Raw genomic sequence first — 20,845 nt, 5'->3', positions numbered from 1 at the left:
ATTTCTTAAAAAAATTATTGAAATGACTCTTTCGGGAGAATGATGGACTGCCTTCTTAATGACTTTAACAAATTTCTTCGTGTTAAAATCCCTTCAAAAATGCCATCTTCATTCTCTACGCACAAAAAAGGATGGTTAATCATGGCATTTATGACTTTTAATACGGATTTTTTCATGGAGACACGAGGAACATTTTGATTCATAACTTCTTCTACTTTCATGGTTTCTAATCGTTCAAATTCAATGCGCTTTAATCCTAAAATCGAATCTAAAATAAGCGTCATACTCACGAACCCCTGCAGCTGGAACCTTGGATTTAATACGGGAATGGACGTATAGCCAGTCTTTGTTAACACAAGCAAAGCATGTTCTAAATTATTTCCCACTTGGACATGAGCAACTTTATCAGAAGTGACAAGCAAATCTCGAAGTTCAATTTGATTTAACTGATTGTGATCAATATCAATCATTTATACATTCTCCTTCCATTTCTCATAACTTCCACGTGTGTAAAGAGAAAAAGAACAAGCTACAAAATGAAAATAGCTTGCTACGTAAATGCGAACCTTTAAGAGGGAATAGAAGCAGACACACTCGATGTTCTCCCTTATATGTTAAGTCTAGATTTTTTTAAAACAAGTGTCAACGAAAGTTCATAATTATCTGAATTTTTTATTTTGATTTTTTTACAGCATTCGACCCGTTCCTTCTATTTATCAGAAAATCCGCTATCACTTTGTCGATATTTCTCGGGAAAATAGGGCGGAAGCCACCGCAAAAACTCCATACGCAGTAACAAAAAAATACCGCAAAGTATAAAATCCTTTGCGGCATTCGTTTTGCTTTATCCCTTAATGAATAAGTTCAAAAATTTCAATTGCAATCATATCAACGTTATCAAATTGATAAACGGCTGGCTTTTCACCATCTTGATATACTTCAAGTTCGTATGTTTCAGTTTTTGCATGATATTTCACGCTGCAAATTCTTTTTCCCTCTACTTCGAAGAAGCGTTGTGGCGCTTCACTTCCACTTGCTTGCTCACGGAGATTCACAAGACGAGTTAAAATACCTTGTAATTGTGACATATAATCTCTCCTTTCACCTATTACATCATTACGCATTCGACTTTTCTACAATATCAATTCAAATAAATACGTTATCTAAACTAATACTTAAAAGACACCATTTCACTATATGCCACATACTAAAAAAACACAAGTACTTTACGTGATTTTTCATAAGAAAATGCCTTATTATAGCGATATATGTCGTTTTTTATTATAATAACATAGCGATATACTATGTATCATACAAAACTTCATTCTACTTTAACACCATTCATTTTAATATAGGGAGGTGCTTTCATTGAGATCTATAGAGTTGTACACACAACCAGCTTGCCCACCTTGCGAAATTGTTAAACAGTTTTTACAGCATCATCACGTTTCTTATAAAGAATTTGACGTATCTAAAGATGCTTCTGCTCGAAAACGAATGACTACTGAGTTAGAGTCTTATTCCACTCCGACCATTCGTATTGACCAGGAAATTATCAGAGGATTTGACCTTCAAGCACTTGAGAAGCTTCTTAACATCGGGTAACAGAAACACTCAAAATAAGCTTTCCTCGGCTATTTTGAGTGTTACTTACTATATATAAACTTTTGCACTTTCCATTTCCCTTGTTTTTTTACTAACGTGATCATTTCGTAATGATCTTGGTATTTTACCCGTTCATTATGCACAGCCGGAAAAAATTGATAGACATAAGCTTTGTTTTGGTCGGAATGAAGAGCTACCTTCGTTTGTTCATCAAAAGAAAAGAAAGGGATGTAGTGTGTTAAATATTCAGGTCCCTCTCCGACATACCCTTGAGCTTTTTGTAAGAGAGCCTCATTAAAAAACACAGATGCATACTCATCATCTAAAAACAATTTCAGCTCACGAACAGCGTCTTGATTAGTATGAGCAGACGCAGCTCTTAGCTGAGCCTGATAAGCGTCCTGCAAATTTATAAAGATTTCATGCCTAGTCTCTCCTGATACTTCTGCATGAACAGATTTTCCTGAGTACAAGACAATCAGCAAAAAGACAAGTAAGCATATTTTATTCAAATTAAATCAGCTCCTTAACTTCTTTTTTATTAGAATTCCGAAAATTCCCCTGCCTATGCATATCCCTACAACCGACTGTCGTTCTCCTCTAAAAAAACATAAAAAACCGGCAACCACTTTTGCTGGTTGCCGGTTTAACTTTAACTTATTTATTCTCTACAAAACGTCTCTTTCGTATAAAAAAGAATATGAAATATCAAGGAATATATAGTGCATATTATCAATCGGATACGAAAAAGTCCGGATATTCTCACCTGTTTCAATATCATTATACAAATCTGATAATATGCCTTTTTTTTCATAGCTCATTCGAATAATATTCTCAAGAAAATATGGGCGCCAGCTCCAATTTTTCTTTACATATTCAGGTTCAAGAATCCAATCCTCGTTTTTCTTTACATAGTTAGAAGACTTTTGAAATCCGTTTTCATCGCAGATGTAAAGGCGAAAACACACGTTGGATAGTTCTTCTGCAATAACAGGCAGCATATCGTCATACGTTTCTAGCTTTCTGCACTTTGTCATTACCTGCTGCATTTTATCTTGAAAGCGTTCTGTCAGCTGGTAAACAGCAAGCAGCTTTTTCTTTTCGTGAGCGATATACATTTCAAAACGTTCCTTTAGTTTATCCTTTAAGATGTTCGGATCGACAAGTTCAGCAGCCGGCTTATGTAAATAATAACCTTGAAAATACCTGCCTCCGTTTCTCCATGCATATTGCAGCTGATAGGAGGCTTCTATATCTTCGTATAGAAGCGTAGCACCCATTTTTCTTGCTAACAGAGATAAAGAATACAATACGTCTTGATACGACTGCGCCATGTCCGTTTGTCTCAGAATATGTAAATCTACTTTTAAGATATCTGGTGAAAGCAACCCAATCCTGTCTAGATTACTACTTTCTTTTCCTATATTATCAATTGCAATCTTAATACCATATGTTTGATAATACTTTAGTAAGTGTTGAAGTGATTCCAAATCTCCACTAAAATTGTGTTCTGTAATTTCGAGAACAATTCGATCAAGCGATAATCCTTTATTTTCGAAAAGTTGCAATAATTCTAGCAAGGATTCTCCATGATCGTTCATTAATAAATTAGGGTTCTGATTAATAAAAATTAAAAATTGTTCTTCCTGGGTCAACATATGCTCGAGCGCTTGTGTTAAAACAGCATAATCAACTTCTATGCGATATTCATCCGGAATCGCATCATCATGAAAGAATGGGCCGAGACTTTCAATTTCCCCTTCATTTTGAAACCTCGCCAACACTTCATAGCCAATTACTCTATGTCCATCTGCACTAAAAATTGCTTGATAATACGGAAGAGTTTTCTCTATGTTTGTTAATACATCTAACGGGTCCACTCAACTCTCCCCTCTCCTTGTTCACTTTACGTTAGTATAATACGAATAGCATAATTTTGCTAGCCCTTCTCGGTTTGCTTTGTACTTTTTAGTGCGTATCCAACCTTAAAAAGGATGCTGATTTAGCCACTGTCCCCCGTCCATTGTGATGCATTCCCCATTGATATAAGATGCTTCATCGGAGAATAAGAAACTGGCTAATCCTGCTATTTCCTCAGGAGTTCCAAGGCGTCCTAGTGGTACAGAATTCAATGTACGCGCTTTCATTTTTTCTGACTCAAATAATTTATCGGCTCCTCCTGTTCGCTCGATCGGCCCCGGTGCAATCGCATTTACCCGTATACCATATTTCTTTCCCCACTCTACCGCGAGCGTGCGCGTCATGGTTAAAACTCCTGACTTGGCACAAGCTGAATGAATAACACCTGCTCCTGCATTCCAGGCATATGTAGCCACAATGTTTGTAATGGCCCCTTTTGTGCCTTTATTGATCCAATATTTCCCTACTGCGGAACTGCAATAAAATGTACCATTTAATACGATATTAATTACGCTGTTCCATCCGTTAATGGATAAGTCTTCAGCTGCACATATAAAATTGCCTGCAGCATTATTAACTAAAAAATCAATTTGGCCAAATGCCTTGTCCGTTTCTTGAACCATTCGTTCCACATCTTCTGGATTGCGTACATCCATCACCACTGAAAGTACCTGTCCATCAAACGTTTTAATTTCATTTTCTGTCTCTTGTAATCGATCAGCTGATCTACCTGTGATTACCACATGAGCACCTTGTTCTGCAAATCGCTTTGCCATATGTTTTCCCATTCCACTTGAACCGCCAGTAACAATTACGACCTTGTTCTTCAATGTATCTTCCTCCCCAAAACATAAGTGTTTTACAACTATCATTTTACTATTTTTTCTGAATAAAGTGAAATTTTTATCCATTTAACTTAAAAGCAGGCTTCTCGTTGTGATGATAAAAAAAACAATGCTATAATGAAAACTTGAAAACTATAAGGAATAGGTTGATTTTGCATGAAAAAGACGTATACAAGACGATCTTTTTTGAAAGGACTAGCGTCTATTTCGTTAGGGTCTTTGCTCACCACGTCTTTTGGGTATACATATGCCAAATATATTGAGCCTAGACGTCTGCAAATTGTTCGTCATACAATTACTTCTAAAAATATTCCGAAAAGCTTTAACGGAATAAAAATTTTACAATTTAGTGATGTTCATCTTGGACTCTCTTATGATTTATTACAACTAGAACAGCTTATGGTGACCATAAATAATTTGAAGCCTACTATTATATTATTTACCGGAGATTTAATGGATGTACCTAATGAATACCCGCATCCAGAAAGAATTCCCCCGATTTTACAGAGGCTTCAGGCTCCTCTTGGAAAATATGCTATATATGGTAACCATGATCACGGAGGATATGGAACAAATATCTATAAACAAGCCATTGAAGACGCAGGATTTAGACTTTTAGTAAATGAAGTTGACACGGTATCCATGCCTGATAAAAGCTACATTCATATTTGTGGACTCGATGATATTATGCTTGGGAATCCACAATATGAAGGAACGCTAGGGCAATTACAGCCGGATATTTTTTCTATTGCTATGATTCATGAACCGGACGTTGCTGTCAAAGCAGCTCCTTTTCCAGTAGATCTTCAGCTCTCCGGCCATAGTCATGGAGGCCAAATTCAAATTCCTTTTTACGGTCCTTTGATTACACCGCCCTTTGGGACGGTTTACCCTGAAGGAATGTACGAAGTTGGAGATTCCAAAATGAAGCTTTATGTGAATAGAGGCTTAGGAACCACTCGCATTCCTTTTCGTTTTTTAGCTACGCCTGAAATTACGCTTTTCACCCTGCAATCAACATAAAAACGCCCTTACAGGGCGTTTTTATGTTGATTGTCTTTTTTTAGCTGATTATGACCGCCTAATTCTAGTCTTAAAGAAATAAACCAGGCTCAAAAACTTCCGTTCAGCCATACACTACAAAGACAACTGACAAGGAGGTTAAATTATGTACTATCAATATCCCTATACAGGATATCGTAATATTCCAAATGGTGACGAGCGCTTTTTTGGATTTCCTTTTGTTGCTGGCTTAGCTGGTGGGCTGCTTGGCGGACTAGCTGTTGGCGGTTTTGGAGGCAGACCTGGGTGCTGTCCACCACCTTATCCTTATCCAGTTCCGTTTTACGGCGGTGGATTTCCTGGAGGAGGCTTCCCTGGTGCCGGCTATGGAGGCGGTGCTCCTGTTTATAACACATACTACGGACCTGGATACGGTCCTGTTGGTCCCATTCCTAGATAATAACATGACTAAAAAGCCGAGCACTCGGCTTTTTTTATGTTATTCTTGATTGTCGCAAAGAGCATATTGACAAAAAATCTCTTGACTATTAATAGAGAGCTCATGGTCTTTTTTTATGACGTAATGATAATTCCCTTCTTGGTCTTGTTCTCGTGCTTTTACATTATCAGCAAGCATAACTTCAAGCCACTTCCACACTTTTTTTTTCAAATATGTATCCAGGATAGGAAATAAAATTTCTACTCGTTTCACCATATTTCTTGTCATCATATCTGCAGATGAAAAGAAAAACTTTTCCTGTTTATTATGATGAAAATAATAGATTCGGCTATGCTCTAAAAATCGTCCGACAATGCTTCTTACTCTTATATTCTCGCTAACGCCTTGAATTTGAGGGCGCAAGCAGCACGCTCCTCTAACAATGAGTTCGATTGTCACACCAGCTATAGAAGCTTCATATAGCTTCATAATTAAAATTTTATCCGTCAATGAGTTCATTTTCCCAATGATTCTTCCATTGCCATACCGTCTATGATAATGGATTTCCTGATCAATGAGATGCAAAAAATCATTTCTTATATCAAATGGTGCAACGGATAAATGATGATATACTGGTTTTTGCGTATAGCCACTTAAGTAATTAAAAAAATTGGCCGCATCTATCCCGATGTTTCGGTTGACAGTAAAAAGACTTATATCCGTATAGATCTTTGCTGTGGCATCGTTGTAATTCCCAGTACCAAGATGAACAAACCGTTTAATATGCTCTCCTTCTCTTCTCACCACGAGCGTAATTTTACCATGCGTTTTTAAATGCGTCATTCCATATATCACGTGACACCCTGCCCGCTCTAGCTCTTTAGCCCATTGCACATTATTCTCTTCATCAAACCTCGCTTTTAGTTCAACTAGTACCGTCACTTGTTTACCTTTTGCAGCCGCTCGTTTTAATGCTTTAATAACGGGAGAATCTCCGCTTACCCTGTATAACGTTTGCTTAATAGCAAGCACATTTTCATCGTCTGCTGCACCGTTAACAAAATCGAGTACCGGCTTAAACGATTCATAAGGATGGTGAAGCAAAATATCTCTTTGAATCATTTGATCGAAAATATTTTGATCCGGGTGTAACTCTATTGTAAGCTTAGGAATAAAGGCTTTTTCAGCCAACTCTTCATGCGTAGATTTAAGTAATCTATAAAACGAAAATAAACTGGTTAAATCCAGCTGTCCTTCGATCTCATACACATCTTCATCATCAATTTCAAGTACTGACTCTAAATACGCTAGTACACCCTGATCATATGGACTCTTAATCTCAAGACGAACAGCCGCTCCCCATTTTCGCTTCTGTAACTCTTCTTCAATTTCTTTTAGTAAATCTTGAGCGTCTTCTTCGTGAATAGTCATATCTGCGTTGCGGGTAATTCGAAATTGAGAAACGGAAGAAACGCGATATCCCTTAAACAACTTCTTAATAAAATAGGCAATCACATCCTCTAGCAATACAAATAGACGGGTAGAATCTGATGTGGCTATTTCAATGTAGCGCGTTAGCATCGAAGGTACTTGAACGATAGCTAGCCTTCCTTTTATTTCAGCAATTTGCTGCTCATCATTTAAATTTTCTGAAAGGACGACTGCTAAGTTCAAGCTTTTATTCATCAACATAGGAAACGGCCGGTAGGTATCAATAGCCATAGGAGTTAATACGGGAAAGATTTGCTCGTCAAAATACTGTTCAAGCGTATCTAGATTTGATTTTTCCAACTTTTCAACCGCAATGATTTCCACGCCGTATTTCTGTAATTCGGGAAGAAGTGTATGAATATACGTATCATACTGCTGCTCGACTAGATCGTGGTTTTGTTTAGAGATAGAAAATAGCTGCTGTTTAGGAGTTAAGCCTGCTTTGTTTTCAGGTTTGCTAAATCCAGCTTTCACTTGATCTTTTAATCCGGCTACCCGAATCATAAAAAACTCATCTAAATTTGAACTGAAAATTCCTAGAAATTTAAACCGCTCAAGCAAAGGGTTTTTCGTATCTACTGCTTCTTCCAGCACCCGCTTGTTAAAAGCCAGCCAGCTCAATTCACGATTATTGTAATAAGCTGAATCAGCCACTTGTATGGTTTGCCTATAAGTGCGATTACTTTCTAACATTAGCCTCACCTTCCAGGATAATGGATTTAATCTAGTTAGCTATACTGAATATTCTAACCGATTCAGCGTTATTCTAAAGCTTAGCAAATTCAAGAACAATATTTTTTTTCACTACTTTTTCTAGATGCTTTTTCTGTGTTTCAGCCTGATATTGTTCAGGACGAAAGTTTTTTGTACATAATAGTTTAATCGTAACTGTGTTTTCATCGCTTTTCATGTCAATATGTTGAATAACATTTCGCTTTGTTGCATGTAAACCGTCAGCTATTTTTAAAACCGCACCGAGCAGCTGGACTTTTTTTTGTTCTTCTTTTGTTAACCACTTTTTAAAAGGAGCAACATATTGCCTAAAAGAAGACTTCCCTTTATATGAAGAAACAAGTGCCAGCTTTAAACGTTCTCTATGTAAAATTCCATCGATTGTACGATTAGCAAGCACATAAAACGTATGCTGGCTGCTTGATTCGGCATCAATATACTCTCCTATATCATACACTTGCGCAGCTTTTATAAGAAGCGCTAAGTCATCCTCTTTTAAATCAACCGGTCCCTGCTCCTTAAAATGCTGAAACATCATAATAGCTGTGCGGGTAAGCTGTTTGACATAATCTTTATTTACTTCAAACTCTTCCATTATTTCTTGAAAACTTTGCTGTATGACATCGGGGTACATTGGCTGGATATTAGCATCAGATGCTTCCTTAAATAACACCCCTTCTCTTAAGCCTTTGCGGCTTAAGATGAAGCGAGTCGCGTTGACTGTTTCATATAATGATTGAAATACTTCAATCGCTGGCAAAATTGTATCCGCACGATCTTTTGACAAGCGGTCTAGCTTTTGAAGATTGTGATAAGACAATGAGCCTATAGCAGATTTCACATGCAATATATCAGCTAAGTTCATTTCATATTGATGCAGCCCGGCGAGAGGATAGTGGATAAAACCTTGATGCACTTGCACCATACTTCTTGCACTTCCTCCAATTGCTACAATCGGAACTTGGCGATTTAAAAGCCACGGGACAGTATGGAAATACCGGATCACGAAATCGCGGATTTTTACTTTTTCTTCTGCAGTGGGAATATTGCCTTTGACGAACTGCAGACGCAGAGATAAGGCACCGAACGGAAAGCTGTGGTACTGCACTAACTCCCGATTGCGAAAATACGTAACTTCCGTACTTCCCCCGCCAATGTCAATTGTAATGGCTTCTTCGATCGAAGTGGAATGAATAACGGCAACAAAGCCGTAATACGCTTCTTCATATTCAGACAATAGTTGAATAGAAAAGCCCGTTTCTTTTTTTACATGCTCTAGAACTTCTTTTGCATTAGCCGCTTGACGGATGGTAGCTGTGGCCACACAGGTAACGTTCGGTAGCTGCTGATGCTTGATAATAACTCCAAACGTTTTAAGCGTATCAAGCAACGTATATATTCCTTTAGCCGTTAACACTCCTTCTTTACTTAAATAATTTCGAAGCCGTGCAGCTACTTTCACGTTTTCAATTTGCTTAAATCCTCTGCCTTTTTTGTATTCATAAATAACAAGGCGTATCGTATTTGAACCTATATCAATCAGTCCATGTTTATAAGTCAATGTAATTTCAACACCTTTTTCAAAATAACTTTATGCTCACAAAAGTCACTTTTACTTTTTTCAACCGTATACTGTTACAACATAGTCATATATCAAAGGAGCGAAGTTAATGAGATATATAGTAAAGCGCGGTGAAACCTGGCAAAGCGTTTCAGGTGACTACCGGACTCCGGTTGAAGATCTGTGGATGGCTAATCCTTTTGTAAGCCATAGTACGCTGAAGCCTGGGCAAGTAATCATCATTCCAAACCTCCCTGATAAAGAGCTCATTCCTTACACGATCCACGTGTTTATTGCTGAAAAGCAGCTTGAATTACGAAGAAATAATATCATACAAAAAGTCTATCCCATTGCAGCAGGAAAAATGCTGAGTGCAACCCCTACTGGAGACTTTGTTATCGTTAACCGGGAGCCAAACCCCGGGGGGCCTTTTGGCACAATGTGGCTAAGCTTGTCTAAAAAGTCATATGGCATTCACGGAACAAATGATCCAAGTTCTATTGGAAAAGCCGTATCCAAAGGATGCATTCGCATGTATAATGCCCAAGTAAATGAGCTAGCTCAAATTGTGCCAAATGGGACTGGTGTTTATATTCGACCTTCTCGACGAATGGCTCAATAGTTCGGGATTTACTAATCAATGATGGTTTAACTGTGGGAGCAGCATTTTTTTAAAAATAAAAAGTATGGCGTGCTGTTCCACTTTACTTGTATAAGGAAGCGTAACAAAACAAACCCTATACATAGGAAATTTCATTAATTACCAAAATACTTCTTCGTGTAATTATTTTCAAATGGGACAAGACACGCTATAATGAACGTATCAGCTTTCACCTTATAGGTTGAACAGCTGATATGATAGAAAGGGAGTGAACGTATGTCTCAAGCAAATGGACAAGGCTCTTTGACCCCGTCTGTATCTGAGATTGCACAAGCTATTTTCACTGTAAATCGTCACGCAAAAGCTGCTCCTGATCCTAAGCAGTTATATACGTTAAAGAAAATTGCATTAGATCAACTAATTTTAGAAGGAAAAGCCAAAAAAGAAGGACTTCACTTTTCGCCAAACCCTGGTAAAAGTCAACAAAAATCAGATGTACTTGTATCAGTTGGAGACTACTTTTTCCATATGCCTCCAAAGAAAGAAGACTTCAAAGAGTTATCACACCTCGGCCATTTAAACCATCAGTATCGAAATCCCAAAACGACTATGTCATTATCTTATGCGAAGCGCTTATTATCTAAATATACGGGTCATCTCGTACAGCCGGCTAAAAGCCCTGTTTCGACTCCAAGAAAACGGCAAGCACCTGTGTTTAAACCGCTGGGTAAAAGTTATTTTTAAAAAAGTGCCTGAAGTGGAGCAATCTGCTTTCAGGCACTTTTTTGTGATCCTACAAAATATAGAGATCGATCAACTCAACAAGCTCTCCGATTTCCGGCTTACTTACTTGTCCTTCCGCTCCTACCATCTTTCCCTTGTGACGTAAATCTTCTGTGATAAGAGAAGAGAAGATAATGACTGGAAGTATAGAAAGCTGAGGATTTTCTTTCACTTTTTTAGTTAAATGATGCCCATCCATTTGCGGCATTTCTATATCTGTAATAAGCAGCTGGACTTGATCACTGATTTCCACACCTTCATCGATCACTGAGCTTAGATAGTTCCACGCTTCCTCACCGTTCTCAAAAAATTCCGTGTTCTCATAACCTGCTTGTGCAAGAGTATCTTCAATCATTCGGCGCAGCAGCGGAGAGTCTTCAGCCACGACAATCTTTTTATTAGAGCGTTCCCTAGCCCCTAGCTTTTTGATTTTCGACTGATTAATACCCGCATCAGGGTTCACGTCAGAAATCAGCTTTTCAAAGTCTAACAGCAGAATTATTTGACCGTTTAATTTTACCACTCCAGTAATCTGCGTTTCCAAACCTTGATACAAATCTGAAGGCTTCTCAATTTCTTTCCAAGAAATACGGTGAATTTGCGTCACTGCATGGGTATGAAAGACAATTTTTTGCTGATTGAACTCTGTAACAATTAACTTATCTTTTTCAGGCGTATTTGAAGGTTCCATTTTTAACGCTTTTGCTATGTCAACAACAGGAAGTACTTCCCCTCTTAGCTCTATAATACCTTCTATGTAAGAATGCGCATTGGGAACAGGTGTAATAGATACGGGATTAATAATCTCTCTAACTTTTACTACATTAATGCCAAACCAAACATTTCCTATCTCAAATTCGACAATTTCCAGTTCGTTTGTACCACTTTCCAACAGTATTCCTTTATCTGGATTCATATACTTACTCCTCTCATCTCACCTGCTTATCTAATAGTCCATATTTCCCATTATAGTGACCGCCTCTTATATCCGTAAAGAAAAATTTTCTTATTTTGTTATCCTTTTTCCCTAAAACATATACATAAAATATTGTTTTACGAATTAACAGAATATTATATACTATATAAAAACATGAGCGTCGATCCCTTTCGTCTCATCCTCTGCTCAGTTTTTTAATTGCTCTACTTTACTTCTCTATACTAGCTTATGAACTTGAGTCAAACGACTACTCCTATTCGAACGAGGTGTAATTTATGAACAGAGGATTACAAAAAGAAGAAACAAAAAAACGCATCCAAAAAGCCGCTATCTCTTTATTCCAACAGCAGGGATATCAAAAAACGACTGTGTCTCAAATTACCCATGAAGCGGGTGTAGCAAAGGGAACATTTTTTAATTACTTCAAAACAAAAGAAGAAGTTCTTCACTACCTTGGAATTAATTTTACAAACCGTATCTCCTACAAATTAGAACAGCTCCTTCAAACAGAAGAACCAACTGCTGCCATTGTTAAACAACTGTTTTTATTACTAGCACAATCAAACGAAGAAGCGAACCCTCACCTAATCCGTTCTTGGTTTCATATTGCTATTACCAACAGTTCCTTTCAACAATCCGAAATTCTTCAAATTGAAAAAATGCGTGCCCATTTTACAAAAGTTTTTCAAACAGGACAAGACCGAGGTGAACTTATAGTCGATATCCCTGCCGAAGAAATGGCTTCTATTGCTATACTTAATTTTTTTGGCACACTTCTTTACTGGTGTACCAACCAACCCGACTCTGCTACCCTTCAAGAAAGAATAGACAAGTCGGTTACTCTTCTATTTAGAGGGTTTCTTATTCATTCCTAAAAGCCTGTTCACAAATTTTTAACAAGAAATCGAAGATAGCTGTGGACTCTACAGCCAAAACGGTTTATACTACACAAAGTGAATGAATAATCTTAAAAGAAGGTGTTCGTAATATGAAAGGCTCCGTCATTCTTTTTAATGACGATAATGAAATGACCATTATTGAAAACGTAGAAGAAGCTGTATATCAAGATATTAAAGAACAAGAAGGCTCTGATCACTGCGTTGTAACATTGGACGATCATGAAGTTGATTTTGGCTACGTTTCCCCCGTTTATTGGCGTGAAGGCCAAATACACACTGACTAATATACAAGACCTGCATATATATGCAGGTCTTTTTATGCGCTTATTATTTTGAATCTAGAATTGAACGTGAAGCGAGGAATCTCTGATTTCCTAACACATACCTCAGCACATTCGCAGCTAAAAACAGGGTTAACAACTATATAGAAAGGGTACATTTCAAGTAATAGAAGCTGCGTTTTATTTTAAAAAAGGAGGTTTATGTTATGAGTTCTTATCGAAAAAATATGAATCACTATCCTCACTCATCTCAGTACACACCTTACCAACACTATTACGCGAAAGAAGCTGATCGTATTTTAACGACTATGAGTACAAACTTTAATAAACAGCATTTGAAATCTCTTATCGACGATGCGTTAGATAACAGAGACGAAGAACAATTTTATGAACTAACAACTGCTTATAATAAGCTATATAACGCCTAACTTAAAACCACTATTTGCAAAATGCGCAAATAGTGGTTTTTTACCTATTTTCATTGTGATAAAATGAGTTGAAAATACGCGGAAGGATTTGAAACCATGGAGCACTTAATCAATAAACGTGTCAAAGAAATTGAACTATCAGGAATACGTACATTTTATAATATGGTCTCACAATACCAAGATGTTTTATCCCTCACAATTGGACAACCTGACTTCTTAACACCACAGCATGTAAAAGAAGCGGCAAAATCTGCAATTGATGGTAACCAAACTTCTTATACCCACAATGCTGGAACAATAGAACTGCGCGAGGCAGCAGCTCAATTTGTCAAAGAAAAATATGACTTGCACTATAACCCAGCGGATGAAGTGATTGTGACCATTGGAGCTAGTCAAGCAATTGACATTGCTCTTCGCACCATTTTAGAAGAAGATTCTGAAGTTATTTTACCTGGACCTGTTTACCCAGGATACGAACCGCTTATCCGGTTAAACGGCGCTAAACCTGTACATATTGATACAACCGCAACAGGATTTCGACTAACAGCGGATTTAATCCAACAACATCTGACGTCTAAAACAAGATGCGTCATCTTACCTTATCCGTCTAACCCTACAGGCGTGACGTTGTCACAGCAAGAATTAGAAGAAATTGCCGCTCTTTTAAGCGATAAAAATATTTTTGTACTATCTGATGAAATATACAGCGAGCTCGTTTTTGATAAAAAACATCAGTCCATTGCCTCCATTTCCTCTATGAGAGAGAAAACAATTGTTATTAACGGAGTATCAAAGTCTCATTCTATGACAGGCTGGCGAATTGGCCTTTTATTTGCTCCTTCTTATTTAGCCAAACATATTTTAAAAGTTCATCAATACAACGTGAGCTGTGCTTCTTCTGTCTCTCAAGCAGCTGCACTCGAGGCACTGACAGCAGGTAAAAACGATGCGGTGGATATGAAAAAAGAATACGAACAAAGGCTGAATTATGTGTATGACCGATTAGTAAACATGGGATTTGACGTAGAAAAGCCGACGGGTGCTTTTTATATCTTCCCTTCTATTCAGAACTTCCACAGCAATTCATTTGATTTTGCCCTGGAGTTAGTAAAAGAAGCAGGTGTTGCACTAGTACCCGGCAGCGCTTTTTCTTCCCACGGTGAAGGATATGTACGCCTGTCGTATGCGTATTCCATGAACACGCTGCGTGAAGCCTGTGATCGAATTGAAGCTTATCTTACATCTCGTCAATCACGCTAAGCCGATGGTAAGAAGTGTATGCATTTTTTTGTGAGTGACAGCACATAAGAGCGGGTATACTAGAAGCATATAAATTGACTTCAATAGTGTATCATTATAAAATGTGCATCGATTCACTAAAGAAATACATACTTTTAACGGAGGTTTTTATTATGACAAAAGATTTTTTTGATGTGGTAAATGAACGTACATCGATTCGAGAATATGACTCTTCAGCTAAATTAAGCAAAGAAGAATTAACGGAACTTTTAGAAGCAACAGTGAAGTCACCATCAGCTTGGAACTTACAGCACTGGCATTTCGTTGTTATTACAGACCAAGATGCGAAAGAACGTCTACTTCCAATTGCTTACAACCAAAAACAAATTACAGAAGCAGGCGCTGTAGTAGCTGTCTTAGGTGATTTAGAAGCCAATAAAAATGTAGATGACGTGTACAACCCACTAGTCGAAGCAGGTCACATGACAGAAGACGTAAAAAATATTTTGTCAGGACAAATTAACGGCGCTTATAAAAACGGTGCTGTCGCCCGCGATGCAGCGTTTACGAATGCTTCTCTTGCATCTATGACATTCATGCTTGCAGCAAAAGCAAAAGGATTAGACACTTGCTCAATGGGCGGATTTAACGCTCAAAAATTTGTAGAAGAATTTAAAATTGAGGATCGATACATTCCGGTTATGCTTATCTCAGTTGGAAAAGCGGCTAAAGAAGCACACGCTAGCGACCGTTTACCATTGGATCAAGTTACAACTTGGATTTAACAAAAAACCCTGCGGCTGCAGGGTTTTTCTATGTAACTAAATGGATTTCACCATGCCTCCGTCGATTAGAAACGACTGGCCTGTCATATATGAATTCGCTCCCGAGACAAAGAAAGCAACGGCTTTTGCAAACTCTTCAGGCTGACCGTAGCGTTTAAGAGGAATTTGGTTTCTCATCTCTTCTTCAATTTCTGAAACGTCTACTCCCAGTTTTTCAGCACGAGTAGTATCTAGCTCTTTCACTCGGTCTGTTGCAATTCTTCCTGGCGCAACCGTGTTAATTAAGATACCGTCCTCTGCTAGTTCTGAAGCAAGTGTTTTGGTAAGCCCCACGATTCCTGTACGGAAGGTATTTGACAGAATAAGTCCAGCAATTGGCTCTTTAATGGAAGAAGAAGCAATATTGACAATACGTCCTCCGCTCTTTTTCATAACGGGCACTACCTCACGAATGATACGAATATAACTGAGGAGATTTAACTCAAATGCATGCTTCCAATCATCATCTGTTAACGAAAGGAAGTTCCCTGCTTTAGGACCTCCTGTATTATTAATTAAAATATCAATGGTTCCAAACGTATCTACTGTATATTGAATAACATCTTGAATATCTTGAGTTTTCGTGACATCTGCCGTTTTATGTAACACTTGTCCGCTTCCAAGGTATGAAATCTCTTCCGCTACTTGGATTAGTTTCTCTTCTGAACGACTTGCAATCATAACGTTTGCGCCTTCTTCTGCGAGCCTGGCAGCAATCGCTTTGCCAAGCCCTTGGCTCGCCGCAAATACAAGCGCTGTTTTTCCTTTTAATTCAACATCCATTTCTTTCACCTCGTCTAATAGTTCGAATCTTTTTAACTTTATCACGTTCTCGTCAAATTCTTCAATAAATATGAAATAATTTCTTTTTTCCATATGGTATACTTAATTATCTGAAAATTATTACTTAAAGGAGGCAAAAAAGCAGTGTATAAAAAGCAATGCTTTGTCTTTCATCAAAATAAGCCTGTAACATGTACGGTACGATCCTATACATCAAATGACTTCGATGAATTGATTCGGATTCAAGAAGAAAGCTTTCCCCCTCCTTTCCCTTCTGAATTATTATGGAGCAAAGATCAGTTAAATAACCATGTGTCCCTTTTTCCGGATGGAGCGCTATGCGTGGAGATAGACGGGACAATATGCGGATCTATCACAAGCGCGATTGTTTCAGTGGAAGGAAATGAGGCTCACACATGGGATGAAGTAACAGGAAGCGGATATATTCATACGCACGACCCTTCTGGTAATACGCTTTATGTAGTGGACGTATGCGTCACTCCTTCGCATCGATCGATGGGGCTTGGGAAGCTGCTTTTGCAGTCTTTATATGAAGTTGTGATTCATTACAAGTTAGAAAGGCTGCTTGGCGGGTGCCGCATCCCTGGATACGTATCAGTGTCTTCCTTGTACACGCCCGTTGAATACATGAACCTTGTATCAGCCGGAACTCTCTACGACCCGGTTATGACCTTTTTAATGCGCTGTGGCAGATCGCCTATTGGTCTCGCAGCAAACTATATTGAAGATGAAGATTCACACAACTACGCTGTACTAATGGAATGGAAAAATCCATTTTATACGGCTATTCAAAAAGAGGCTGGGACAAAAATATTTTAGCCCAAGTGAAAAACGAACCATTAATCAACACGTTTGATTAGTGGTTCGTTTTTTTGTGATGGTGAATATAGTTTTATCTGTTTCGTTCCTTTTAGCAGTCCAGCTCATCTATCTTATGTGTTCGTCTTTAGGTTGAATTCATTTAGTTATGTCTCAACCTCTTTTTAGATTATTGAACTTCTTCAATGCTCCACTCTAGCTCTTTATGAGTGAGAACAAGATGCGCCTGCAATTTACTCATCTCTTTGTGCTCAAACCGATCATTATACATTTCATTCATGTCGTCAAAGTCACCGATTGTATACAAAGGAATTTTAATATCTCTACGCGATTGCACCATGTGTTCAAAATCAATAAACAAACCGTCATTCGTTAAAGTAAGAAGCGTATTTGCTAACACGAGCGGCAATATTGGATATTCTAACTTCTTCCTTCTAAATACAAATCTTTTTTGCTTAATTTCTGACATTTTCAACGGAATGATTCGGCTTAAAATATGCTTCATATCATATACGTCTCGAAAATAGATTTTGTTATAAAATCCATCATCATGAGCTAAATAAACAAATTGATTACCGAGTTTATTATTAAATGGCGAATTGAGCGGTTTTTTTAAATGACCTAAATACAGCAGCGCTGCAATATCTTGAGGTTCTAACAAATCTAACGAAGATACATCCTCAAAATCAATCCAACAAAAATCACCATAATTATAAACGTCATCTTCTGCTAAAAGATGAATTTGTTCTTCTTCTACGTAGTCCATATGGGTTTGGTAATGGTAATCACTGTCTTCAAAACCGTGCTTTAACAATAATATATTTGCAAGCGGCGTAGGAAGGGAATGATAAAACTCTTTAAATTCAATTCCATATGTAATAAAGCATTTTTTATTTACATGGCCATTAATATAAACGATATCTCTTATTTCATCTGCTTTACTCAACCGTTCTAACCACCTTATTGATTGATTCTGTGATCGATATGTAACCGTTCTACTGATTTATATATTATACTTCTAAAATAAACAATGTGTAAATATATATTGTTGGCAATTTCTTTTGTATTCACTGCCTCTTCTACTGATCATTTTATTTGATAGGAAAGAAAGGTATAGAGCTGATTGTGAATGTGGTAGAATGTGTGTATCTTATTAATTAGCATGTATGAACACGGAGGTATACAAAATGGATGTTCGCCATTTGCATTACTTAACAGAAGTGGCTAAACATAAAAATTTCACAAGAGCTTCTGAAGCGCTGCATATTTCGCAACCTTCTCTCAGTAAAATGGTTAAATCATTAGAAGAAGAGCTCGGCACACCTTTGTTTGATCGTGCTGGCAAACAAGTTCAGCTTACCGATGCAGGAATAATTGTGTACGAGCAAGCAGAAAGTATTTTATCTTCTCTCCGAGATTTATCGGATTCCCTCTATGATTTAATGCATTTAAAAAGAGGAACCATCAAAATAGGCATTCCCCCTATTGTTGGTACATTGTTTTTTCCTACTATTATTAAAGCATTTCGAGAGCAATACCCTGAGATTCATATTCAATTAGTGGAATATGGCGCTAAAAGAATGCAAAAATTCGTGGAACAAGGAGAAGTGGATGTGGGCGTAGTTTTACTTCCAGTTGATGAAAACATGTTTTTTACGACTCCTTTAGCCCGAGAAACACTACAGCTTGTTGTTCATAAATCTCATCCGTTGGCTCAGCATTCTACGATTTCATTAAAAGAGTTAAAAGACGAAACGCTTATTTCCTTTCATGAAGACTTCACCATGCATGAAATGGTCTATAACGAATGTTTAAAAAATGGATTTACACCTAATATTGCTTTTAAAAGCTCTCAGTGGGACTTCATTGGAGAGCTGGTAGCTGCTAATCTCGGCATTGCTCTTTTCCCTTATTCATTATGTGAAAAGCTTGATTTGGAGCATGTGAAAGTAATTAATCTCGAGAATGCTATTCCGTGGGAAATTGCTTTAATCGTAAAAAAAGATCGCTATATCTCTTATGCTACACAGGCTTTTATTGATTATATTAAAAGTACAGTTTAACAAAGCGGAGACCAAAAGTAGTTTAATTAAAAATCCGAACGAGTTTGATTCTTGATAGAAAATCCAACTCGTTCGGATTTTTTTCATGGCGGTGTAACATGTCATTCATACTAAATCATTTATCCCATTGGTTCGTCTTTAAATTGAATTGATTTAGGCATGTCTCCATCTCTTTTATTAAATAATTAGACCTTATATTTCACAAACTCTTTTTTGAAAAGGTTACCAACGCATTTGTAAAGAGATTTCTTTCAACTATAACTAAAAAGAATAGTTATCATAGTTATTATATATTTCATATTATAGTCGATTTTTTGTAAGATAAGTGTGTAGCATTCATTTACTGAAGTTGTATCCCCATTTGCAAAATCCAAATAGTTTCTCTTTTCCCATGATGGAGTCGTCTTTTCAGCATAGACGACTCCATTATTGTCTCAACAAACTAGGAATGAATGAATAAAAACATAAATAAAGGAGGCTAATCATGAAACTGATTATGGTGATTTTACAGATTTTATTACTAACGGCTCTGTTTTTAATAGGAGAAAGTATTTCACAATGGTTTGACCTCCCAGTGCCAGGTAGTATCATCGGATTTTTCTTACTGTTTTTCTTACTGTACTTTAAAGTAATTAAATTAAGCTGGGTTGAACAAGGTGGAACACTGTTAGTGGGAGAACTATTACTATTTTTCATACCAGCCGTCGTTGGACTCATCAATTATGGAGATGTATTGATGCATTTTGGAATCCAGATTGTGATTATTATCACAATCAGTACGATTATTGTGATGTCTATAACGGGAATCATTGCAGAACATATTTCAAGAAGAAAGGAAGGTTCGCTAAAATGACATTACTCACATGGATTGCTCTTCCGCTTACACTGCTCGTTTATGTCGGTACAAAAGTGCTCTATAAAAAATATAAGTCTATGCTAGTTTCCCCTATTTTACTAGCCCCCATTCTTTTAATTGGCATCTTATTAGTGACGAATGGCTCTTATGATCATTATAAGCAAGGTGCCAGTGCTATTAGCTTTATGCTTGGACCAGCAACCGTTGCTTTTGCTGTTCCTATGTTTAAGTATTTTGATTTACTCAAAAAACACCGTGTTGAAATCAGCTTAAGCGTAGGGCTCGGCACGTTTGCTGCCATGATATCTTCCATGCTGTTAGCATTAGTGTTTCATTTACAATCAACGCTGGTTCATAGCTTGATTCCAAGATCGGTTACGATTCCTATTGCTGTTAATGTATCTCAGACGCTAGGAGGAGATCCGAATATTACCATTATGTTTGTGATTATAACCGGTGTAGTAGGATGTATGGTCGCTCCAAAACTGATTAAGCTCCTCGCACTGCACTCTTCTCTAGCAAGAGGTCTTCTTTTAGGAGTAGCTTCTCATGGGACAGGTACAGCAAGAGCTTTTGAATTTGGAAAAATTGAAGGTACTTTTTCTAGCCTTGGCATGATCGTAGCAGCACTTCTTACAATGCTATTTGCGAATATGCTTCTGCCTACTATTTTCGCTTAAAAGATAAAAAAGGTGTGATCATATATGATCACACCT

General features: G+C 37.5%; 24 protein-coding genes. 14 read left to right on the top strand and 10 right to left on the bottom strand.

Going from position 1 to position 20,845, the window contains the following annotated elements; translation table 11 throughout:
- Positions 1–14 precede the first annotated feature (14 nt).
- Both cbpB and ACFX4W_RS23550 read right to left on the bottom strand, forming a co-directional pair.
- Complete coding sequence (cbpB, locus tag ACFX4W_RS23555) at positions 15–470, bottom strand: cyclic-di-AMP-binding protein CbpB (protein WP_013056036.1); 456 nt, start codon at positions 468–470, stop codon at positions 15–17.
- Between the two features lie 381 nt (positions 471–851).
- Complete coding sequence (locus ACFX4W_RS23550) at positions 852–1,088, bottom strand: YkuJ family protein (protein WP_013056035.1); 237 nt, start codon at positions 1,086–1,088, stop codon at positions 852–854.
- Between the two features lie 280 nt (positions 1,089–1,368).
- Between ACFX4W_RS23550 and ACFX4W_RS23545 the strand changes: the two genes are divergently transcribed.
- Positions 1,369–1,605, top strand: coding sequence for a glutaredoxin domain-containing protein (locus tag ACFX4W_RS23545; RefSeq protein WP_013082278.1), 237 nt, complete (start codon positions 1,369–1,371; stop codon positions 1,603–1,605).
- Positions 1,606–1,646: 41 nt separating this feature from the next.
- Here the strand turns inward: ACFX4W_RS23545 and ACFX4W_RS23540 are convergent, their stop codons facing one another.
- From ACFX4W_RS23540 to fadH, 3 genes are all read right to left on the bottom strand, one after another.
- Entirely contained in the window at positions 1,647–2,117 is a 471-nt protein-coding gene (locus ACFX4W_RS23540; RefSeq protein ID WP_043979571.1) for a DUF3993 domain-containing protein, read from the bottom strand.
- 156 nt (positions 2,118–2,273) lie between these two features.
- Positions 2,274–3,485 (bottom strand): EAL domain-containing protein, encoded by a 1,212-nt coding sequence (locus tag ACFX4W_RS23535; protein WP_013056032.1) that lies wholly within the window; start codon positions 3,483–3,485, stop codon positions 2,274–2,276.
- A gap of 105 nt (positions 3,486–3,590) precedes the next feature.
- Positions 3,591–4,355, bottom strand: a complete 765-nt coding sequence (gene fadH / locus ACFX4W_RS23530) for a 2,4-dienoyl-CoA reductase (RefSeq protein ID WP_043979573.1) — start codon at positions 4,353–4,355, stop codon at positions 3,591–3,593.
- Between the two features lie 171 nt (positions 4,356–4,526).
- Here fadH and ACFX4W_RS23525 point away from each other — a divergent pair, with 171 nt between their 5' ends.
- On the top strand, positions 4,527–5,393 hold the full coding sequence (locus ACFX4W_RS23525; RefSeq protein WP_043979575.1) for a metallophosphoesterase: 867 nt from the start codon (positions 4,527–4,529) through the stop codon (positions 5,391–5,393).
- A 145-nt stretch (positions 5,394–5,538) separates the two neighbouring features.
- Positions 5,539–5,832: a hypothetical protein gene (locus tag ACFX4W_RS23520; RefSeq protein WP_043979576.1), complete on the top strand. Its 294-nt coding sequence runs from the start codon at positions 5,539–5,541 to the stop codon at positions 5,830–5,832.
- 39 nt (positions 5,833–5,871) lie between these two features.
- On the opposite strand, the gene ACFX4W_RS23515 is transcribed toward ACFX4W_RS23520, so the two are convergent.
- Positions 5,872–7,995 carry an RNA degradosome polyphosphate kinase gene (locus tag ACFX4W_RS23515; protein WP_165575396.1) on the bottom strand — a complete coding sequence of 708 codons (2,124 nt, stop codon included), beginning with the start codon at positions 7,993–7,995 and terminating at the stop codon, positions 5,872–5,874.
- A 73-nt stretch (positions 7,996–8,068) separates the two neighbouring features.
- Positions 8,069–9,595 (bottom strand): Ppx/GppA phosphatase family protein, encoded by a 1,527-nt coding sequence (locus ACFX4W_RS23510; RefSeq protein ID WP_280559292.1) that lies wholly within the window; start codon positions 9,593–9,595, stop codon positions 8,069–8,071.
- 109 nt (positions 9,596–9,704) lie between these two features.
- On the opposite strand from ACFX4W_RS23510, the gene ACFX4W_RS23505 reads away from it, so the two are divergent.
- Both ACFX4W_RS23505 and ACFX4W_RS23500 read left to right on the top strand, forming a co-directional pair.
- Positions 9,705–10,217: a L,D-transpeptidase family protein gene (locus ACFX4W_RS23505; protein ID WP_016763420.1), complete on the top strand. Its 513-nt coding sequence runs from the start codon at positions 9,705–9,707 to the stop codon at positions 10,215–10,217.
- Positions 10,218–10,472: 255 nt separating this feature from the next.
- Complete coding sequence (locus ACFX4W_RS23500; RefSeq protein WP_013056025.1) at positions 10,473–10,940, top strand: YkyB family protein; 468 nt, start codon at positions 10,473–10,475, stop codon at positions 10,938–10,940.
- Between the two features lie 49 nt (positions 10,941–10,989).
- Here the strand turns inward: ACFX4W_RS23500 and ACFX4W_RS23495 are convergent, their stop codons facing one another.
- Positions 10,990–11,895, bottom strand: coding sequence for a chemotaxis protein (locus tag ACFX4W_RS23495; RefSeq protein WP_162213852.1), 906 nt, complete (start codon positions 11,893–11,895; stop codon positions 10,990–10,992).
- Positions 11,896–12,191: 296 nt separating this feature from the next.
- On the opposite strand from ACFX4W_RS23495, the gene ACFX4W_RS23490 reads away from it, so the two are divergent.
- From ACFX4W_RS23490 to ACFX4W_RS23470, 5 genes are all read left to right on the top strand, one after another.
- Positions 12,192–12,791 carry a TetR/AcrR family transcriptional regulator gene (locus ACFX4W_RS23490; protein WP_043979581.1) on the top strand — a complete coding sequence of 200 codons (600 nt, stop codon included), beginning with the start codon at positions 12,192–12,194 and terminating at the stop codon, positions 12,789–12,791.
- A 113-nt stretch (positions 12,792–12,904) separates the two neighbouring features.
- A complete protein-coding gene (locus ACFX4W_RS23485) occupies positions 12,905–13,099 on the top strand; it encodes a hypothetical protein (protein WP_013056022.1) in 195 nt (64 codons plus the stop codon).
- A gap of 203 nt (positions 13,100–13,302) precedes the next feature.
- Complete coding sequence (locus ACFX4W_RS23480; RefSeq protein WP_013082268.1) at positions 13,303–13,524, top strand: IDEAL domain-containing protein; 222 nt, start codon at positions 13,303–13,305, stop codon at positions 13,522–13,524.
- Between the two features lie 96 nt (positions 13,525–13,620).
- Positions 13,621–14,784 (top strand): aminotransferase A, encoded by a 1,164-nt coding sequence (locus ACFX4W_RS23475; RefSeq protein ID WP_043979583.1) that lies wholly within the window; start codon positions 13,621–13,623, stop codon positions 14,782–14,784.
- Between the two features lie 152 nt (positions 14,785–14,936).
- Entirely contained in the window at positions 14,937–15,548 is a 612-nt protein-coding gene (locus ACFX4W_RS23470; protein ID WP_280559289.1) for a nitroreductase family protein, read from the top strand.
- Positions 15,549–15,584: 36 nt separating this feature from the next.
- On the opposite strand, the gene ACFX4W_RS23465 is transcribed toward ACFX4W_RS23470, so the two are convergent.
- Positions 15,585–16,370 carry an SDR family oxidoreductase gene (locus ACFX4W_RS23465; protein ID WP_043979586.1) on the bottom strand — a complete coding sequence of 262 codons (786 nt, stop codon included), beginning with the start codon at positions 16,368–16,370 and terminating at the stop codon, positions 15,585–15,587.
- A gap of 144 nt (positions 16,371–16,514) precedes the next feature.
- On the opposite strand from ACFX4W_RS23465, the gene ACFX4W_RS23460 reads away from it, so the two are divergent.
- Positions 16,515–17,210, top strand: a complete 696-nt coding sequence (locus ACFX4W_RS23460) for a GNAT family N-acetyltransferase (protein WP_043979589.1) — start codon at positions 16,515–16,517, stop codon at positions 17,208–17,210.
- Between the two features lie 169 nt (positions 17,211–17,379).
- Here the strand turns inward: ACFX4W_RS23460 and ACFX4W_RS23455 are convergent, their stop codons facing one another.
- Entirely contained in the window at positions 17,380–18,156 is a 777-nt protein-coding gene (locus tag ACFX4W_RS23455) for a hypothetical protein (RefSeq protein ID WP_013056016.1), read from the bottom strand.
- A 241-nt stretch (positions 18,157–18,397) separates the two neighbouring features.
- Between ACFX4W_RS23455 and ACFX4W_RS23450 the strand changes: the two genes are divergently transcribed.
- From ACFX4W_RS23450 to ACFX4W_RS23440, 3 genes are all read left to right on the top strand, one after another.
- Entirely contained in the window at positions 18,398–19,273 is an 876-nt protein-coding gene (locus ACFX4W_RS23450; protein WP_043979592.1) for a LysR family transcriptional regulator, read from the top strand.
- Positions 19,274–19,757: 484 nt separating this feature from the next.
- A complete protein-coding gene (locus tag ACFX4W_RS23445; protein ID WP_013082263.1) occupies positions 19,758–20,126 on the top strand; it encodes a CidA/LrgA family holin-like protein in 369 nt (122 codons plus the stop codon).
- Positions 20,123–20,809 carry an LrgB family protein gene (locus ACFX4W_RS23440; RefSeq protein ID WP_013056013.1) on the top strand — a complete coding sequence of 229 codons (687 nt, stop codon included), beginning with the start codon at positions 20,123–20,125 and terminating at the stop codon, positions 20,807–20,809. Before ACFX4W_RS23445 ends, ACFX4W_RS23440 begins: the two co-directional genes overlap by 4 nt.
- The last annotated feature ends 36 nt before the right edge of the window (positions 20,810–20,845 follow it).

Origin of the sequence: Priestia sp. YIM B13489 (genome assembly GCF_042787645.1) — a bacterium.
Lineage (GTDB): Bacteria > Bacillota > Bacilli > Bacillales > Bacillaceae_H > Priestia > Priestia megaterium.
Note: the sequence above shows the minus strand (reverse complement) of the source record. Positions and strands in the feature narration are given on the sequence as shown.

Bases quoted from the DNA above. Each gene is read 5' to 3' on its own strand.
- ACFX4W_RS23475 (WP_043979583.1), top strand. From the start codon at position 13,621: ATGGAGCACTTAATCAATAAACGTGTCAAAGAAATTGAACTATCAGGA.
- ACFX4W_RS23440 (WP_013056013.1), top strand. From the start codon at position 20,123: ATGACATTACTCACATGGATTGCTCTTCCGCTTACACTGCTCGTTTAT.
- ACFX4W_RS23500 (WP_013056025.1), top strand. From the start codon at position 10,473: ATGTCTCAAGCAAATGGACAAGGCTCTTTGACCCCGTCTGTATCTGAG.
- ACFX4W_RS23490 (WP_043979581.1), top strand. From the start codon at position 12,192: ATGAACAGAGGATTACAAAAAGAAGAAACAAAAAAACGCATCCAAAAA.
- ACFX4W_RS23505 (WP_016763420.1), top strand. From the start codon at position 9,705: ATGAGATATATAGTAAAGCGCGGTGAAACCTGGCAAAGCGTTTCAGGT.
- ACFX4W_RS23495 (WP_162213852.1), bottom strand. From the start codon at position 11,895: ATGAATCCAGATAAAGGAATACTGTTGGAAAGTGGTACAAACGAACTG.
- ACFX4W_RS23480 (WP_013082268.1), top strand. From the start codon at position 13,303: ATGAGTTCTTATCGAAAAAATATGAATCACTATCCTCACTCATCTCAG.
- ACFX4W_RS23470 (WP_280559289.1), top strand. From the start codon at position 14,937: ATGACAAAAGATTTTTTTGATGTGGTAAATGAACGTACATCGATTCGA.
- ACFX4W_RS23515 (WP_165575396.1), bottom strand. From the start codon at position 7,995: ATGTTAGAAAGTAATCGCACTTATAGGCAAACCATACAAGTGGCTGAT.
- ACFX4W_RS23520 (WP_043979576.1), top strand. From the start codon at position 5,539: ATGTACTATCAATATCCCTATACAGGATATCGTAATATTCCAAATGGT.
- ACFX4W_RS23525 (WP_043979575.1), top strand. From the start codon at position 4,527: ATGAAAAAGACGTATACAAGACGATCTTTTTTGAAAGGACTAGCGTCT.
- ACFX4W_RS23445 (WP_013082263.1), top strand. From the start codon at position 19,758: ATGAAACTGATTATGGTGATTTTACAGATTTTATTACTAACGGCTCTG.
- ACFX4W_RS23550 (WP_013056035.1), bottom strand. From the start codon at position 1,088: ATGTCACAATTACAAGGTATTTTAACTCGTCTTGTGAATCTCCGTGAG.
- ACFX4W_RS23485 (WP_013056022.1), top strand. From the start codon at position 12,905: ATGAAAGGCTCCGTCATTCTTTTTAATGACGATAATGAAATGACCATT.
- ACFX4W_RS23465 (WP_043979586.1), bottom strand. From the start codon at position 16,370: ATGGATGTTGAATTAAAAGGAAAAACAGCGCTTGTATTTGCGGCGAGC.
- ACFX4W_RS23450 (WP_043979592.1), top strand. From the start codon at position 18,398: ATGGATGTTCGCCATTTGCATTACTTAACAGAAGTGGCTAAACATAAA.
- cbpB (WP_013056036.1), bottom strand. From the start codon at position 470: ATGATTGATATTGATCACAATCAGTTAAATCAAATTGAACTTCGAGAT.